Origin of the sequence: Bradyrhizobium sp. 1(2017) (genome assembly GCF_011602485.2) — a bacterium.
Taxonomy (GTDB): Bacteria; Pseudomonadota; Alphaproteobacteria; order Rhizobiales; family Xanthobacteraceae; genus Bradyrhizobium.
The window spans coordinates 5164357-5180220 of the sequence record NZ_CP050022.2; the positions used below are offsets into that span (position 1 = coordinate 5164357).

16 protein-coding genes are annotated in these 15864 nt (G+C 62.9%); 5 read left to right on the forward strand and 11 right to left on the reverse strand.

The genetic code is table 11. The annotated features are described in order from the left end of the window. Positions 1 to 134: 134 nt before the first annotated feature. Positions 135 to 629, forward strand: coding sequence for a hypothetical protein (locus HAP40_RS24590; protein ID WP_166815310.1), 495 nt, complete (start codon positions 135 to 137; stop codon positions 627 to 629). A 191-nt stretch (positions 630 to 820) separates the two neighbouring features. On the opposite strand, the gene HAP40_RS24595 is transcribed toward HAP40_RS24590, so the two are convergent. From HAP40_RS24595 to HAP40_RS24610, 4 genes are all read right to left on the reverse strand, one after another. Next, entirely contained in the window at positions 821 to 1201 is a 381-nt protein-coding gene (locus tag HAP40_RS24595) for a hypothetical protein (protein WP_166815309.1), read from the reverse strand. A gap of 103 nt (positions 1202 to 1304) precedes the next feature. After that, a complete protein-coding gene (locus HAP40_RS24600) occupies positions 1305 to 1622 on the reverse strand; it encodes a hypothetical protein (RefSeq protein WP_208024897.1) in 318 nt (105 codons plus the stop codon). 157 nt (positions 1623 to 1779) lie between these two features. Continuing rightward, entirely contained in the window at positions 1780 to 2310 is a 531-nt protein-coding gene (locus tag HAP40_RS24605) for a gamma carbonic anhydrase family protein (protein WP_166815308.1), read from the reverse strand. A gap of 110 nt (positions 2311 to 2420) precedes the next feature. Then, the gene (locus HAP40_RS24610; protein WP_166815307.1) at positions 2421 to 2750 is read right to left on the reverse strand and encodes a DUF6949 family protein; all 330 of its coding nucleotides are present in this window, start codon (positions 2748 to 2750) and stop codon (positions 2421 to 2423) included. 221 nt (positions 2751 to 2971) lie between these two features. On the opposite strand from HAP40_RS24610, the gene HAP40_RS24615 reads away from it, so the two are divergent. Together HAP40_RS24615 and aspT are read left to right on the forward strand one after the other, a co-directional pair. Beyond that, a complete protein-coding gene (locus HAP40_RS24615; protein WP_166815306.1) occupies positions 2972 to 3679 on the forward strand; it encodes a hypothetical protein in 708 nt (235 codons plus the stop codon). 346 nt (positions 3680 to 4025) lie between these two features. Then, positions 4026 to 5720 carry an aspartate-alanine antiporter gene (gene aspT, locus HAP40_RS24620; protein ID WP_166815305.1) on the forward strand — a complete coding sequence of 565 codons (1695 nt, stop codon included), beginning with the start codon at positions 4026 to 4028 and terminating at the stop codon, positions 5718 to 5720. Positions 5721 to 6007: 287 nt separating this feature from the next. On the opposite strand, the gene HAP40_RS24625 is transcribed toward aspT, so the two are convergent. After that, positions 6008 to 6226, reverse strand: coding sequence for a DUF3126 family protein (locus HAP40_RS24625; protein WP_007602550.1), 219 nt, complete (start codon positions 6224 to 6226; stop codon positions 6008 to 6010). A 124-nt stretch (positions 6227 to 6350) separates the two neighbouring features. Further along, positions 6351 to 7175: a serine O-acetyltransferase gene (cysE, locus tag HAP40_RS24630; RefSeq protein ID WP_166815304.1), complete on the reverse strand. Its 825-nt coding sequence runs from the start codon at positions 7173 to 7175 to the stop codon at positions 6351 to 6353. Positions 7176 to 7450: 275 nt separating this feature from the next. Here cysE and HAP40_RS24635 point away from each other — a divergent pair, with 275 nt between their 5' ends. Then, a complete protein-coding gene (locus HAP40_RS24635) occupies positions 7451 to 8809 on the forward strand; it encodes a hypothetical protein (RefSeq protein WP_166815303.1) in 1359 nt (452 codons plus the stop codon). Positions 8810 to 8938: 129 nt separating this feature from the next. On the opposite strand, the gene HAP40_RS24640 is transcribed toward HAP40_RS24635, so the two are convergent. The 4 genes from HAP40_RS24640 to HAP40_RS24655 all read right to left on the reverse strand — a co-directional run bounded on the left by HAP40_RS24640 (position 8939) and on the right by HAP40_RS24655 (position 13796). After that, the gene (locus HAP40_RS24640) at positions 8939 to 11149 is read right to left on the reverse strand and encodes a TonB-dependent receptor (RefSeq protein WP_246741320.1); all 2211 of its coding nucleotides are present in this window, start codon (positions 11147 to 11149) and stop codon (positions 8939 to 8941) included. Between the two features lie 263 nt (positions 11150 to 11412). Continuing rightward, positions 11413 to 11907, reverse strand: a complete 495-nt coding sequence (locus tag HAP40_RS24645; protein WP_166815302.1) for a DUF302 domain-containing protein — start codon at positions 11905 to 11907, stop codon at positions 11413 to 11415. A gap of 58 nt (positions 11908 to 11965) precedes the next feature. Beyond that, complete coding sequence (locus HAP40_RS24650; RefSeq protein ID WP_166815301.1) at positions 11966 to 12841, reverse strand: alpha/beta fold hydrolase; 876 nt, start codon at positions 12839 to 12841, stop codon at positions 11966 to 11968. 184 nt (positions 12842 to 13025) lie between these two features. Beyond that, on the reverse strand, positions 13026 to 13796 hold the full coding sequence (locus HAP40_RS24655; protein WP_166815300.1) for an alpha/beta fold hydrolase: 771 nt from the start codon (positions 13794 to 13796) through the stop codon (positions 13026 to 13028). A 215-nt stretch (positions 13797 to 14011) separates the two neighbouring features. Here HAP40_RS24655 and HAP40_RS24660 point away from each other — a divergent pair, with 215 nt between their 5' ends. Further along, the gene (locus HAP40_RS24660; RefSeq protein ID WP_166815299.1) at positions 14012 to 14974 is read left to right on the forward strand and encodes an AraC family transcriptional regulator; all 963 of its coding nucleotides are present in this window, start codon (positions 14012 to 14014) and stop codon (positions 14972 to 14974) included. 69 nt (positions 14975 to 15043) lie between these two features. On the opposite strand, the gene HAP40_RS24665 is transcribed toward HAP40_RS24660, so the two are convergent. Next, positions 15044 to 15799: an alpha/beta fold hydrolase gene (locus HAP40_RS24665; RefSeq protein ID WP_166815298.1), complete on the reverse strand. Its 756-nt coding sequence runs from the start codon at positions 15797 to 15799 to the stop codon at positions 15044 to 15046. Positions 15800 to 15864 lie beyond the last annotated feature (65 nt).

A 15864-nucleotide genomic window follows, 5' to 3' on the forward strand; every position in this document is an offset into this window, starting at 1 on the left:
TCGTTGGATTTTTGCCGTTAGGCCTCTTTTTGGTCCCATTCCTTGCGGAAACCTAACGCTTTCGGGACGCCCCGGCCGCCCAAGGGTTGCCGGTCTTCGCCACTCACCAAGTTTCAATTTGGGTTTTGTCAGCGATGATCGATCTCGCTCAGGACACACCGTCCAATCCCCTGCTCCGCCGCGGGGCCCAGCCGATCGCGCTGACCGCCGCGGCTCTCCTTTTGTTGGTCGCCGGCGTGACCTCGATTGCGATCTGGCGCACCTATACCGGGGTAGCTCCCGAGACCGACCGGGTGGTGGCATCGCGGCAGCTTCAGGCCCGTACGGCACAGGTGTCCGAGCAGCTCGTCGAGAAGACCAAGGGGCTGGAAGCGACCCAGCAGGAATCGATCGATCAGCTCCAGGCGGTGCAGGACCAGCTCCAGACCATGAAGCGGCTGATGGCGGCGCAGCAGGCCGACACCAAACGCCTGTCTGAGCAGGTGGCGTCGTTGAACGAGTCCATCGACGGCTTGCGGCAGTCCTTTGCCAGCGCCCGGACCACCGAGGCTGAAACCCCCTCGGTTACCCGCAGGAAACCGGCACGGCACCGCGCCTATGCCAGCGCGCGCAAGCGCACGCGCGGCTGAGCAGATCACGCCTCACCCCGCTTTATTTTCTCGACTTGTGAACTGGATCACATTCGCCCGTATGATTCCGCGCGATGCTCGCCCTTACCGGATGGCGTGAGCCGATTTCAATGTCCGGGGCTGGCAAGGTCGTTGACGGTATACTGCGTCAACGGCCTTGTTTTTTGGTCGGTTCGGCCGATCTGCCGATCTCACTCGCAGACGTCGACGTTGCGGTATCGCCATCCTGAAGGCGTCATCACGCGCTTCCGGGCGACGTAGCAGCCGCCGTAGCCGTCATTATAGCCGGTACCATAATAGTAGGGATCGCCGTAATAGGGATAGCCGTAGCCATAGCCGTAATAGCCGCCGTAGAGGCCAGCGCCGGCAATGCCCGCCCCGATCGCGACACCCGGCCAGAAGCCGCCGCCGCGCCAGTGGCCGCCACGGCCCCAGCCGCCGCCATGTCCCCAGCCACCGCCGTGCCAGCCGCCACCACCGTGGCCGAAGCCGCCCCGCGCCTGGGCCGCTTGCGGGGCCGCTAGTCCAACGGCCGCGACGGCCAGCGCCGTCATCATCATCTTCCGTAACATCACTCGATCCTCCGCGTGGATACGCTCCACGCTTCAAAGCAGGACCAAGCTAACGTCAGTTGGGCATTCCTGACAGCCACGCTGTCTCACTTCCGCGCGAGCGTCAGCAGCCGCGGCAGATGCTCTTCATCTTCTTGTCGAGCTGCTTGTTCTCGGCGTTGACGGTGGCATCAGCCGCTCCACCGGCGCCGGTGCCGGTCGTGATTCCGGAGCCTCCGCCGGATGATTGAGCCGTACCCAGGCTGTTGGTCCCGGGCGGCGGAGCCGGCGCGTTGGCGACACCTCCGGTCGATCCCGCAGGGCCTCCGGTCGACCCGCCAGCGCCGCCGGTCGCTTGCGCGAACGATACGGCCGGCATCGCCGCGAGTGCGAAGATCACGATCATGGTCTTGATTGAACCGCTTGCGGACGATCGGGCCATCGGAATTCTCCTTTCCCGGTCAACCGCTGCGGCGGAGACCGGTTCCGGAACCAATGGCGTCACATCAGCTTGACAGCGAGGAGGCCAATCACGATGACCGATCGCGACCCCTTTGCCGAAGGCGAACGCGCCGCGCGCGAACGTGTGCGCGGTCATCTCAGCCGATCCGCTTCAGGCCCTTCTGGAAACGCGGACCGTTGGCCACGTAGAACCTCGCCGCGCTCCCCATCTTCTGGACCTGCGCGTCGTCGAGCGTGCGGATCACGCGCGCCGGCGAACCGATGATCAGCGAGCGCTCGGGGAACTCCTTGCCCTCGGTGATGACGGAGCCGGCACCGACGATGCTGTTGCGGCCGATCTTCGCGCCGTTCATCACGATCGAGCCCATGCCGACCAGCGCGCCTTCCTCGATGGTGCAGCCGTGCAGGATGACGTTGTGGCCAATTGTGCAGTTCCTGCCGATGACAAGCGGAAAGCCGAGATCGGTGTGGCAGGTCGAGCCGTCCTGCACGTTGGCGCCCTCGCCGATCTCGATCCACTCATTGTCGCCGCGCAGCACCGCGCCGAACCAGACGCTCGCGCCCGGCTTCAGGCGGACCCGGCCGATCACGGTGGCGGTCTCGGCGATGAAGTAATTGCCGTCCGCGGGAAGCTCGGGCGCCTGCCCGTCGAGTTCGTAGATCGCCATGGAGGTCTCCTGTCAGGATGATCCCGACATAGCGAAACGGCGGCCTGGAGGCAAAGGGCCGGCCGCCGGGGCGGTCGAGGAACGGCGGCGTCCCGGGAGACTGGCGGGCGTCAGCCCAGAACGCCGGCCGCGCGCAGCGTCATCAGGATGAACGTGCCGCTCATCATGCTCCAGAAGCCGGCGATGACGGTTGCCATCATCACGAACTCGGCGCGGCGGCTCTCCACCTGCAAGCCGCGCAGCGTGTTGCGCATGATGATGAAGGGCGCGGCGAACACCAGGAACGGCACCGCGGCGAAGGTCTTCGGCGCCACGCCGTCCTGCAACAGGCCGAAGCCGGCGGGACGCTGCGCGAACGCCTGGTATCCGTTCGCGAGCGCGCCCGCGAGCGCGAAACCGATGCCAATCGCAAAAAAGGTATTGAGAGCTTCAGGTGTCATCGGAACGGTCCGCCCTTACGCAACGCCACCGCCTTCCTGTGACAAAGAGTGCGGGTTAACGCTACATTATCCTTAAGGGAAGGTTAACGCCGCCGGCCGGCCCGCGCAGAGCCCCCTCTCGTCCCTGCAGCCGGGAACGCTGCGCGAAATCGCCGCCGCATGGCATATTCGCCGCTGATTCGTCGGCCACCGGCCGACATCAGGCTTTCTTGCGCTAGCTCATGACGGTGTTTTCGGCAGCCTCTCCTCGCTCTCCACGGACGCGCACCCGCGCGCACGTCGTCCCGATCGTGCTTGGCGGCATCGCCGCGGCATGCGCGGTGGCGCTCGTCGCCTATCTGCTGTGGCCGACCTGGGGCACGCGCGGCGCGAACGCCCCGGACAAGCTGCCGGTGAGCGTCGGCGACACGCTGTTCAACCTGCCTGTGACGGCGATCCGGATGAAGATCCAGCGGCATTCCGGACCGCAGGAGCGCATCGATCTCGATTTCCTCTACCCCTCGCTAGAACCGCCCGGCACACCGAGGCACGTCACCGCAGACACGGTGGAAGCGGCGGTGCAATCGATCGACCGCATCTTCCTGTCGATCGCGGCGCATCACGATGCGCTCGCACCCGAGCAGCGAGCAGCCACGATCTATCCGCGCTATCTCGACCCGGCGGCAACCCAGCCCGAGGAAGGCCTGACGATGCGGATGTTCCGCGCCGAGACGCCCTACGGCAGCGAGGACCTTTATTCCGCCGCAAGCCCCGCACTGAGCGCGCGCTGCACCCGCGATGCGGCGACACCGGGCATGTGCCTGTCCGAACGCCGCGTCGGCGGCGCCGACCTCACCTTCCGCTTCCCGCGCAGCTGGCTGTCGCAGTGGCGCGAGGTGGCGGACGCGATGGAGAAGCTGACGGCGCAGTTGCGCGGGCCGAAGGGCTGAGCGCGGTCGCTCGGCTCCGCCTTCAAAATAAACGTCGAAACAACCCCATGCACAGTAGCCAGGCCCCGGACGAGATTCGTATTTTTCGAAATCAAGCTTGACCCGTCGGGCAAAACAAGTGCATGATGTCATCATGCGCTATCTGGCAGAAGCACGGGGACTTGTGCCGCCACGCGCGTTTGGTGGCATCGGGGATAGTTGATTTAGATCAAACCCCTCAGCAGGCGTAGCACTGCTTATCGCCATGGCGGGTACTGCCACTCGCGATCTGTCGTCGAAGCCTCTCTCGTCGAGGTCTGCGCGCGGGGACTGGGTCGCCGGAGCGGCCGTACGAGGGGGGCGCGGAATGCTTGCCTGGCTTGAGCAGTTTCTGGTCCGCTATCCGGAACTCACGCTGTTCCTGGTGATCGCCGCGGGTTACGGGATCGGAAACATCAAGATCGGCACCTTCAGCCTCGGCCCCGTCACCGGCGCACTCTTTGCAGGCCTGTTCATCGGCTGGCTTGCGCCAGTCCCTGTCGCAGGCATGACGAAATCTTTTCTGTTCCTGCTGTTCCTGTTTGGGATCGGCTATTCGGTCGGTCCGCAATTCATGCAAGCCCTGAAGCGCGACGGGCTGAAGCCCATGCTGCTGGCCGTCGTCGTGTGCATCACCGGTCTTGGTACCTCGATCGTCGTGGCAAAGGCACTTGGACTGGACCCGGGATTTGCCGCCGGCCTGATGTCGGGCGCCCTGAGCCAGAGTGCTGCGATTGGAACGGCAACGGACGCGGCAAATGGATTGGCGTTGCCCGAAGCGGACCGTGGATTGATCATCGCCCACATCGCCGTGGCTCATGCGGTCTGTTACATTTTCGGTTATGCCGGCGTCATCATCTTCAGCACCACGATCGCGCCGGCCCTCCTGAGGATCGACCTCAGGACGGAGGCGCTGAAGCTGGAACAGAGTTTGGGAATGAGCCGCGCCAGGCCTGGCCTGGCATCGGCCCTGCGAAAATTCGAATTGCGCGCCTATCGATTGACTGAAGATTCCCCTCTTTGCGGACTGACCGTAGCCGCCGCGGAGGCTCGCATTCCTGAGCATCGACTGTTCTTGCATCGGATACGGCGCCGAGAGCGCATTCTCGCGGCAGATCCTGCCGTGACGATCGCGGCAGGCGACGTCGTTGCACTCTCTGGGCCGCGCGAAGCGATCGTTGAACTGACGAGATCCCGCGCCCACGAGATCGACGACAAGGAGCTTCTCGACGTACCTCTTTTGGCGGCAGACGTTCTTCTGATGCGTGCAGAACTCGCCGGCGCAAGTCTCGCGGACATATCAAGGAAGGACTGGGCTCGCGGTGTCTACTTGCGATCGGTCAGCCGCGGCGGGCAGGAGATCCCTGTGGCAGGCGGAGTTACGCTACAGCGTGGAGATTTGCTTCGCATCATTGGCCCGGAGACGCTCGCGCAGAACGCAGCCGAAAGGATCGGAACAGTCGTCGCTCCGGACGCGAGCATCGATTATTTCGTGCTGGGTCTCGCGATTTTCCTTGGTGGCGTAGTCGGCGTCCTCATGACCGTTTCCATCGGACACGTCACGCTGTCACTAAGCACAAGCGTGGGCACGCTACTGGCGGGTCTTTTCGTTGGACATCTCCGAACTCATTTTCCGCTGTTCGGGCGGATTCCCGGAGGCGCCGTCGCCCTCATGACCTCGCTTGGCCTGTCCGCCTTCGTCGGACTCACCGGCATCCAGGCGGGCCCGGTCTTCTTGTCGGCCCTGCGAGAGGTCGGCGTCGGGCTCCTATTCGGCGGCGTGGTGGTGACCCTCCTGCCGCAGATCATTGGTTTGTTCTTCGGCTATTTCGGCCTGCGGATGAATCCCATCCTTCTGCTCGGCGCCCTGACCGGCGCCCAAACTGCAACAGCGTCGATGGCCGCAGTCCAGGAGCGCTCAGGCAGTCCCGTCGCGGTGCTCGGCTACACGCCGGCTTATCCGGTCGCGAACATTCTGCTGACGACCTGGGGCGCGCTGATGGTTCTTGTGTTTTCAGGTTGAGCGCTGTCGCTTGATCTAGATCGCCAGTGTTGGAACATCGGAGCCAACGGTCAACCACGAAGCCAACGTTGGTCGATTACGCGCAATCCACCAAGCCAGCAACAGAGCTGCCGTAAGCACGTAGCCGGCACGCTTCAGCCAATAAGCCAGCGTCGGTCCAGCGATCCCCGCGCCCGGAGATCGGCACTGTTCGCATGAAAGAGACATGGGAAGAGCGACGATCGATTGCGCCGCCGCGTCAACCACCAAATGGTGAGAGCGGAGGTTCCGCTTCACGCAAGCCGGCGCTACTCCTGATCGACGAGATCGTCCTCGAGGATCGCCATCTGGAACTGGAACGAGCGATCGTCGTCCTCGTCATCGACGAAGAGCACGCCGATGAACTCCTCGCCGATATAGACCTCGGCGGAATCGTCCTTCTTCGGCCGCGGCACGACGCGGATCTTGGGATTGCCGAACACACGCTTCAGATACGCGTCGAGCTTTCTCACTTCCTTGACGTCCACGGCAAGTCTCCAATCGAAATCTGGGTTGGCGGGGTTTTAGGACGAGACGCGACGAACCGCCAGCATGAATTGCCAAACAATTTGGGGACGAAAAAAGGGCGGAGAATCCGCCCTTTTCGCGAGCTCAGAGCCCCATCGCGTTGATCATCTGATCCATGGTGCGCGATGGTTCGGCGCAGCCGGCTTCGCCGACGATCTTGGCGGGGACGCCCGCAACCGTGACGTTGTGCGGCACCGGCTTGACCACGACGGAGCCCGCCGCGATGCGCGCGCAATGTCCGATCTCGATGTTGCCGAGGATCTTTGCGCCGGCGCCGATCAGGACGCCATGGCGGATCTTCGGATGACGATCCTCGTTCTCCTTGCCGGTGCCGCCGAGCGTGACGCCGTGCAGGATCGAGACGTCGTCCTCGATCACCGCCGTCTCGCCGCAGACGAAGCCGGTGGCATGGTCGAGGAAGATGCCGCGCCCGATGCGCGCGGCGGGATTGATGTCCGTCTGGAACACCGCGGACGCGCGGCTCTGGAGGTAATAGGCAAAGTCCTTGCGGCCCTTCAAATAGAGCCAGTGCGCGAGGCGATGGGTCTGGATCGCGTGGAAGCCCTTGAAGTAGAGCAAGGGATCGATGAAGCGCGAGGTCGCGGGGTCGCGGTCGTAGACGGCGACGAGATCGGCGCGAAAGGCGTTGCCGAGATCGGGATCGTCGCGCAGCGCCTCGTCATAGGTCTGGCGCACGAGATCGCCGGACAGTGCGGAATGATCGAGCCGGTCGGCGAGACGGTGAATCACGGAATCCTCGAGGCGGCTGTGATGCAGCACGGTCGAGTAGATGAAGGTCGCAAGCTCCGGCTCGCGATGGACGATGTCCTCCGCCTCGCTCCGGACCCGGTCCCAGATCGGATCGAGCGATGCGAGCTTTCCTCCCGGATTGACCTGATGCACTGCCATGGGAACTGCTCTTTCGAATTGGCTCGTAGTGTTGGTTCTATAGCACAGTCTAGGCGACAAAGTCCTGACGGGCTTGCCTGAGAGTGAACAGTGCCTTGCCCGGGGAGAGCAAGCCAAAGCATTGATACGTAATACTTTTTCTGACGCCCCCAAGCGGCAAGGTCGGCTCAAAGTGGTCAGAGTTTTGCCAAATTCAAGCCGGGCCACGTCAAACTATTGGTGAATTCTCACTCAAGCGTTATTGCGGGCATGATCCGAACGGGGGCAGACCAGATTTGAGCATCACCACCGACCAACTGCGCGCGCGCGCCGCCGACACGTTCTGGCTGCGGCTGGCCGCAATGGCCCTGCCCCTGCTGATGATCGCGCCGGCGTTCTGGAACGGCTATCCGTTGTTGCAATGGGATACCGGCGGCTATCTGGCGCGCTGGTACGAGGGCTATCTCGTCCCGAGCCGCTCCACCGTATTCGGCATCTATCTTCATTATGGCGAGAGCTTCGGGTTCTGGATCAACCTCGCGGTCCAGTCGCTGGCGACGCTGTGGCTGTTGCAGCTCAGCCTGCGCGTGCTCGGCCTGATGCAGACCTTCCGCTTCGTCGCGATCAGCCTGCTGCTGATGCTGTCGACCGCCCTGCCCTGGCTCGCGAGCATGCTGCTCACCGACATCTTTGCGGGACTGTCGGTGCTGTCCTTGTTCCTGCTGGTTATCGCAGGACGCCGCATCTCGGTGCTGGAGAAGCTCGCGCTGTTCGTGTTCACGGCCTTTGCGGCCGCGACCCATAGCGCAACGCTCGGCGTGCTGCTCGGCCTGTGCGCCGCCGGCTGGATGGCGCGGCCGCTGCTCGGGCCCCGCCTTCCGCTGGCGGGATTGGCGCAGGCGAGCCTCGCCATCGTCGCGGGCGGCCTGATGCTGATCTCGGCGAACTATGCGTTGTCGGGCAAATGGACCTGGACACCCGGCGGCTACGGCGTCGCCTTCGGCCGCATGATGCAGGACGGCATCGTTGCGCGCTATCTCAACGACCGCTGTCCGCGCGAGCACTTCAAGCTCTGCCCGTATCGCAACGAGCTGCCGGCGAGCGCAGACGAGTTCCTGTGGGGCAAGAGCATGTTCAACACGCTCGGCCGCTTCGAAGGCATGAACGAGGAGATGGGCTACATCGTCGTGCATTCGCTCGCCGACTATCCGGCATGGCAGGCCGGCGCGGCGCTGCGGGCGATGGGCCAGCAATTGCTGCATGTCGCCACCGGCGAAGGCACCAATGGCTGGATCCCGCACACGCGCGGCATCATCGAGCGCTACATTCCCTCACAGGCCGCGCCGATGCGCGCGGCGCGGCAGCAGCATTGGGGTGTCAATTTCGACACCATCAACTGGCTGCACATCCCCGTCGCGCTGGCCTCGATGGCGGCGCTCCTCGGGCTGCTCGCGCATGCGCTCGCCAGGCGCCGGCTGGACGACCTGACGCTGCTGGCGGGAACGGTGACGCTGGCGCTGCTCGGCAACGCCTTCATCTGCGGCGTGATCTCAGGCCCGCACGACCGCTATGGCGCTCGGATGGTGTGGGTCGCGACCTTCGTGGTGCTGATAGCGCTGGCGCAACGTTTTGGGGACGATGTTAAGGAGCGATGAGATTGTAAGGCAGCGTTCTCTGAGCCTGGAGTCCGATCACAGCCATTAGAGGACACTGGCGAATGTCGGGCGGCTCGCTTGAACGTCCGCTTTTGACCCAAAGCCGGCTCCAGCGCTGCGCACAGCAGATCAGAACCGCGCTGCCACGGTCAGCCTCACAGCGCGCGGCTCCGCGGGATGAATGTGACGATCGGCGACACCGTCGATAGGCTCGCCCGGGAGCCGCGAAAGGTAGTAATATTCGATCTGGTTTGTCTGTGCGTTGAAGAGGTTGAGCACATCGAGCTGAACGCGCAAGCCATTGTCGAACCGGTAGCCCGCGCGCGCATTGAAGATGAGAGAAGCCAGGGATTTGACACTGTCGTCCTCGATCAGCGGTCTCGGTCCAAAATAGCGCGCCTTCAGCGCCCCGAACCAGCCGGTCTCGTGGCCGAAGGTGATTGCGGCGCTTCCCACCCAGGCAGGCGCGCCCGGAATGCGGTCGCCCGCAGGGTCGAAATCAGTGAAGCGCGCCTTGGTATAGGCGACGTCGAGATCGAAGGAGAGCCAGGGCAGCGGCCTATACTGGTTAACCCACTCGACGCCTACGCGGCGGCTAGGGCGGCTCGGCTCCGTCGTTCCGGCATCGCCGACGAACAGTAATTCGGAGTCGAAATCGAGAACGAAGAGCGCGACCGAACTGGAGAGACCCTCAATCGGCCTGGTGCGAACGCCGACCTCTGCGCCGCGTGACCGCACCAGAAGGGGCACGCGATCAAGCGGCGTCACCTTGTCGTTGGGATCGACCGTGATGGTGGCCCCCCTGATATCGTTGCTGTGCAGACCATAACCGGCGTTACCGTAGAGTTCTGTCTTGAACCATGGGCCGAGCACGATGCCCGCCTTCGGGCTCATCATCGACGCCTGTGCATTTCCAGAGTTTTCCGGTGTATCGCTCAGCACGCGTCCAGCGAAGAAATCCTCGCGGAGGCCAACCGTCGTGCGGAGCCAGTCAGTCCAGCGCGTGGTGGAGTCGGTCCAGATGCCGACATTGCCCTCGCGCACGCTATCCTCTCGCACCGTCGACAACCAGTTGCGCTGCTCGGTCTTGAAGAGGCCGACCCGGATGTCATCGTATCGGGTTTGCATGCCGATGCGGGTCTGTGTCTCGAAGCTGCCGAACCGCCAGTCAAATGCGTGTCGCGCGTCGAAGCCGCTGACCGTCCGCTGATCGAGCTGATTGAACTGGTCGCCATTGACGGGATTGTCCAGGAAGTACGTGAAATTGTTGTAGAGCTGCAAACTCGAGCGAATTGCGTAGGCGGTGATCTTGGTCTGGCCGTACTCGCTCGAATACGCAAAGTTGCCGGACAGGCTGAACCGGCTGGAGACGCCGCCATCGGTCGGATCGAGCGAGCCGAGACGGGTGATGATGCCCTGATCAATCGCACGCTGGGCGACCTGATCGGTGGAGTTCCAGCCGTTGGAATAGGCCATGCCGCTCAGGGTGAAGCCATCGGTCGCCGTGCCCTGGCTGTAGCGCAGCATGCCATTGATCTTGCGCACGTCGTCCGGCACGTCCCACGGGCCGTCGTACTTTGTCCCTTCGATAGCCGCCAGCAACGTGCCGTCACCGACAGCGGTGGAGCCTGCAGCGATGCCGCGACGATATCCGAAACTGCCAAAGCTCACTTCGGCAATGTTTTTCGGCAGCTTGTTGACATAGTCGATGCCGACGGCTCCGGCCGAACCAAAGTCGCCAACATCGGCGAAGTACGGCCCCTTGCGGACGTTCACCGACTGGATCAACTCGGGGATCAGGAAGTTGATGTCGGCATAGCCTTGTCCGTGGCCGTGGGTCGGCATGTTGACGGGCATGCCATCGACGGTGATGGCGAGGTCGGTGCCGTGGTCGAGATTGAAGCCGCGCAGGAAGTACTGATTGGCTTTGCCTTCTCCTGAATGCTGGGTGACGATCAGGCCGGGCACAATTTCCAGCGCCTCACCGGGCCGCGTGAAGGGCACCGCATTTACCTCGGCTCCGGTGAAGCGGATCGCGCTGGCGGCTGTGGGAAGCAGGCCGGTAGCATCATCGGAAGACGCAGGCGTCACCCCACTTGAACCCGCACTCGCTGCTTCCTGCTGCTGCTCGGGTCGAGCCACGTTTCTGGCGCGCTCGCCTCGATTTGGCAGAGGCTTCTGCCGGGCGGCGCGCCTTAGCGGTTTTGCATCGGTCGCGGTTACGGTGACTGGTGGGAGTTTGTCCGGCTGCTGCGCCGAACGCTCTTGCGCTTCAGCAGGAAGCACCAGAGCAGCAGATGAAGTCGTGGCGAAAAATATCCGCAACCAAACCCTGCGCACCGATACGTCCCCGAACGATCATAGTCGCAGTCAACGCAAACTGCATTTCAACCCGGCGCCGCACGCTAACAGCACAAGTATGATCATTCAATAGATTTGTCATACCAAGGACGTCATGTCCTGAAAACAGCATGGTAGTCCAAAGGGTTAGCGTGAACGCGATGTCGGCTTGTGGCTCTCGCCGACATTCTTGTCCGCTTCGAGCTGACGTCCGATAACCGCCCCTATCAGACCTCAGAGAAACGTGAAGGCGCGGCCTACGTTCAACTCGCGCACTCGCGCAGCAGGTTTGTGATCTTCTCATCGAGAGCACGGGCGACGGCAAGGGCCTCGGAGCTGCCGTAGCCCAGCAGACAACTCTCCATTTTGTCATAGGAGACGTGAACACCATCGGGACGCTCGTCGATGAGGACTGTGACTGGCGCGTAAGATCCGGCGTCGGGCACGTGCTTGACCATTTCCTTCATGATGAGTGGATTGCCGACCACAAGCCGGATGATCTTCGGCGTCCTGGATCCGGATTCGCGACGCAGAATGTCGCCCAGGTCGAATTGCGCGAAGAGCATGAGGTCCGTCCGGCCGAGACCACGTTCTACAACGCGCGCCAAATCCTCGAAGGAACTTGTCGCCCTCGTCTCCTTGAAAAATTGGACAATGTCAGGCTGACCGACCGCGGACTTGAAGGCAGCCACAACAGCGTCGAATGGTTTCGAGCTCGTGAGGCTGAATCGTTCCACCTCGACTTTGGCGATTGTCATTTGGTCCTCTAACAACTCATTGGTTTGACGCGTCCGATGGAGTCGGAACTCGCCGGATTCATGCAGTCGCGGGCTGCGCTTCCAGGAAGGTCCGGACATGGCTGACGAACGTCTCGTGGTGCTGAAACAGCGCGCCGTGGCCTGAATCGGGATACAGGATCAACTGAGCGTTGCTGAGCTCCTTGAACATCGTGTGGGCATTGTTCGCAGGCAGCATGGTGTCGTGGCTGCCGCTGACCACGAGTGTGGGCTGACCGATGGCGCGCAGAATGGCGTGCCCGGGATCAGGTGTGGCACACCAGCCGATCAACGCCTTGGCCTGCGGATCGGTGACTGCGCGACCGTTATCGGTGTCCCGATCGTCCTTACGCACCTTCGTCCTTTGGAGGAAGGCCAGGCCTGAGGACCGGCTCGCAGGAGAATTGGTGAAGAACAGCGGCAGGCGGGGGTCCGGCGCGTCGGTTTGGGAAAACGCCTGCTGCAGAACCGCCAACAGGTGCTCCTCTCCGCCTTTCGGTGCGGTACCGACCAGTATGAGCTTGCGGACAAGCTGTCCCTGCTCGGCGGCGATCTGCTGAGCGACGCACCCGCCGAGAGAAAAGCCCAGCAGGTCGACTTCAGAAAAGCCGAGTAGATGGATGAAGGCGACGGCATCTCGCGCCATCGCTTCAACATTGTCGGGCGTTTGGCCGGTCGAGCGGCCGACCCCCGCATTATCGAAAGCGAACACCGGGCGATCAGCGGCCAGAGCGTTGACGACGGCGGGATCCCAAGCGTCGATATTGCCAGAGAAGTGCTGCAGAAGAATCAGCGGTGTTCCGTCTGCCGGGCCGAGACTGCGATAGGCAAAGCGGATCCCGTTGCCTTCGACATAAAGGGTTGGCGCCGTTTCGAGTGTGGTGGCGTCCTGGCTCGCGATGTCGCGATGAGTCATGTCATCCTCTGGATTGGCATAAGAAATCAAGTGTGCGAGGCGCTATGGCGCAATGCCGGAGGCTTCCGCCAGGTGGCGCTCACACCTCCGCGGCTTGCCGGGTTTCGCCATTGCGGTCTGAGCGTTCTGCTTTCCACGAGCGAGGTAATGCGCTCCCGACGCGGAAGCGCCGGGAGCGGTACCGTCATTTCGCGAGCGCTGCCTTTTCGATGACTTCAGCGACTTGCTTGGCATGGACAACGAGCGAGGCATGGCTGCCGGCGACTTCCGTCTTCTGAGCCTTGATCCTGGCTGCGAACGACTTCTGGGCCTCGGGCGCGAGGACTTTGTCCTTCGTGCTGACGACATAGAACGTCGGCTTGTCATGCCAGGCCGCAATGGTGACGGGGGCTTCAAACGCAACGTGGTGCAACGGAAGCTGCGAGTTGGCGAGGTGCTGGGCGATTTCCGGAGGAAGGTCAGCCGCGACGGCCGAAGGAAACACTTTGGGGTCGATGTACAAATTGCCTTTCGCGTCCGGATGGATCGCGCTGCCACCTTCGGTCGGGGGACCGGCCTTTGCCAGCGATGCCAGTGATTCACCGACGTCCGGCGCAAAGGCGGAAACATAGACCAGTGCCGAAACCTTGGGATCGTTGCCGGCTTGCGTAATCACCACGCCGCCCCAGGAATGGCCGACCAGAACTGTCCTGCCGTCCTGCTTCGCAAGCGCCTGTTTGGTGGCATCAACGTCGGCGGCGAGCGAAGTGAGCGGATTTTCCACGAGTGTGACGTTGTAGCCTTTCTTCGTGAGAATATCGGCGACAGGCTGCCAACTCGTCTGGTCCACGAAAGCGCCGTGGACGAGTACGATATTGTGGGCTGCTCCCTTGGGCAGTTCGGCGGAATGGGCGGAGCCAACCAATGTCGATCCGGCCAGAATCACAGTGGCAGCTGAGAAAAGGATATTTCGCATCGCTTGTTCCTGTAGGCATGTCGGACGAACAAAGTCCGGGGGAATGGACAGGCGTTTCCGGTGAGATCGCGGTTCTTCCATCTGCCGTCGGCGAAATGGTCGCCGCTCGTAACGTCGGCCCGCCGTGCCATGACCTATTCCGCAAGCCTCCCGGACGATAGGGCTCAATCGTCCGGATGTTGTGTCGTATCGTCCACAGGTCTAGTCTCGGCGGCATGGATATGCTCGCCCAATTGCTCGACCGCGTTCGTCTCGGCGGGACGCTGCTCTTTCACTTCGAGCTCGGCCATCCCTGGCATCTTGAGTTGCCGGCGCGCCCCTACGCGCTGTTTCACTATATCAGCCGAGGATCGGCGACCCTTGCGCTCGAACAACGACAAGACATGCAGTTAACCGAGGGCGATCTTGTCGTGATCACGCGCGGTGAGCCCCATGTGTTTTATTCGGATCGCCGGGCCAAGCCTTTACGGATCATAGATATCGATCGGGCGTCGTCGCGGTTTGGCGTCATTCGTCACGGCAGCCGTGCAAAGCCGCACGCGACGATGATCTGCGGCAATTTCACGATATCGCGGCCGCTCTTTGGCAACGTGCTCGAGCTGCTACCGCCGGTACTCCTGCTGAAGCCGACAACGGACGGTGGTTGGCTTGAAGCGATCCTGCGTCGCATGGTCAGCGAATCTGCGCTCGAGCGTCCCGGCCAGCGCGTTGCGCTCTCGCGACTGACGGAGGTGCTCTTTGTCGAAGTCCTGCGAAGCTGGATTTCGTCTCTCAGTCCCGGACAAGGCGGCTGGCTCGGAGCCATTTCTGACCCGCATATCGGACCGGCGCTCAAGCTCATTCACGAAAGCCCGGAGCGTCCCTGGACCCTGAGCGATCTCGGCCGCCGCGTCGGGCTTGGTCGCTCGGCATTTTCGGCACGCTTCACCAAACTCGTCGGCCAATCCGTGCAACGCTATGTGATCGAACGCCGGATGGCGGAAGCGGCGTTCCTGCTCGAAACAAGCGATGAGCCCATCGCACGGATTGCCAGCCGGGTCGGTTACGAGACAGCAGCGGCATTTTCGAAGCTGTTTCACCGGCACAACGGAGAGTCGCCAGGCCGTTACCGGGCCGCTCGACGCGCCGACGGAACCCATGCGCAGTTGGACGGATCGGAAATGCAAGTATCCGATTGACCTCGATCATGCGGTCGTCTTGGTGCCGTCACCGTGGCTGACAACGTCCTTGCCTCAGCCAACGTCGCCTCACCCGCGGCGTGACAGAAAATCCAGCACGCCGGTCTTGTAGACCTTGTCGCCGACCGCGCGCATGTGGTCGCGGCCGGGGATGTCGAGCACCTGCGCGCCCGGGATGATCGCGCCGAGCGCGCTGGCAGAACCCGCGACGTCGTCGCTGGTGCCGACCGCGATCAGCACCGGCACTTCGATGCGCGCGGCCTGCTGCCTGGTCATGAGGTCGCGCGTGCCGCGCAGGCAGGCGGCGAGCGCGCGATGGTCGGAGCGGGTCTGGTCCGCGAAGGCGCGAAAGGTGCGGCCCATGGGATCGGTGACATCGTCCAGCGAGGGCGCCTCCAGCGCCTTCGCGACGTTCTCGCCGGGGCCGGTGCCCTCGATCAGCCCGCCGATGCCGATGCCGCCGAGGATCGCCGAGCGCAGGCGCTGCGGCTCGTTGAGCGCGAGCCAAGCCGTCATCCGTCCGCCCATCGAATAGCCCATGATGTCGGCCTGCGGGATCGCGAGATGATCCATCAGCGCGAGCACGTCGCCGGCCATGACAGGGATCGAGTACTGCGCGGGCTCGTAGAGTTTCGCACTCTCGCCATGACCGCGATTGTCGAGCGCGATGACACGGCGGCCGTTCTTGCGCAGCTCCGAGACCCAGGTCGGATAGACCCAGTTCACGTTCTTGCTGGAGGCAAAGCCGTGCACGAGAATGATCGGGTCGCCCTCGCCTTCGTCGAGATAGGCAATTTCAACGGCGCCGTTGTGGAAGCTCGGCATCATCAGTTCCGTGAGGTCTTGAGGGGAAAAAGTCGATCTTAGAGCAGGATCCGGAAAAGTGTGCA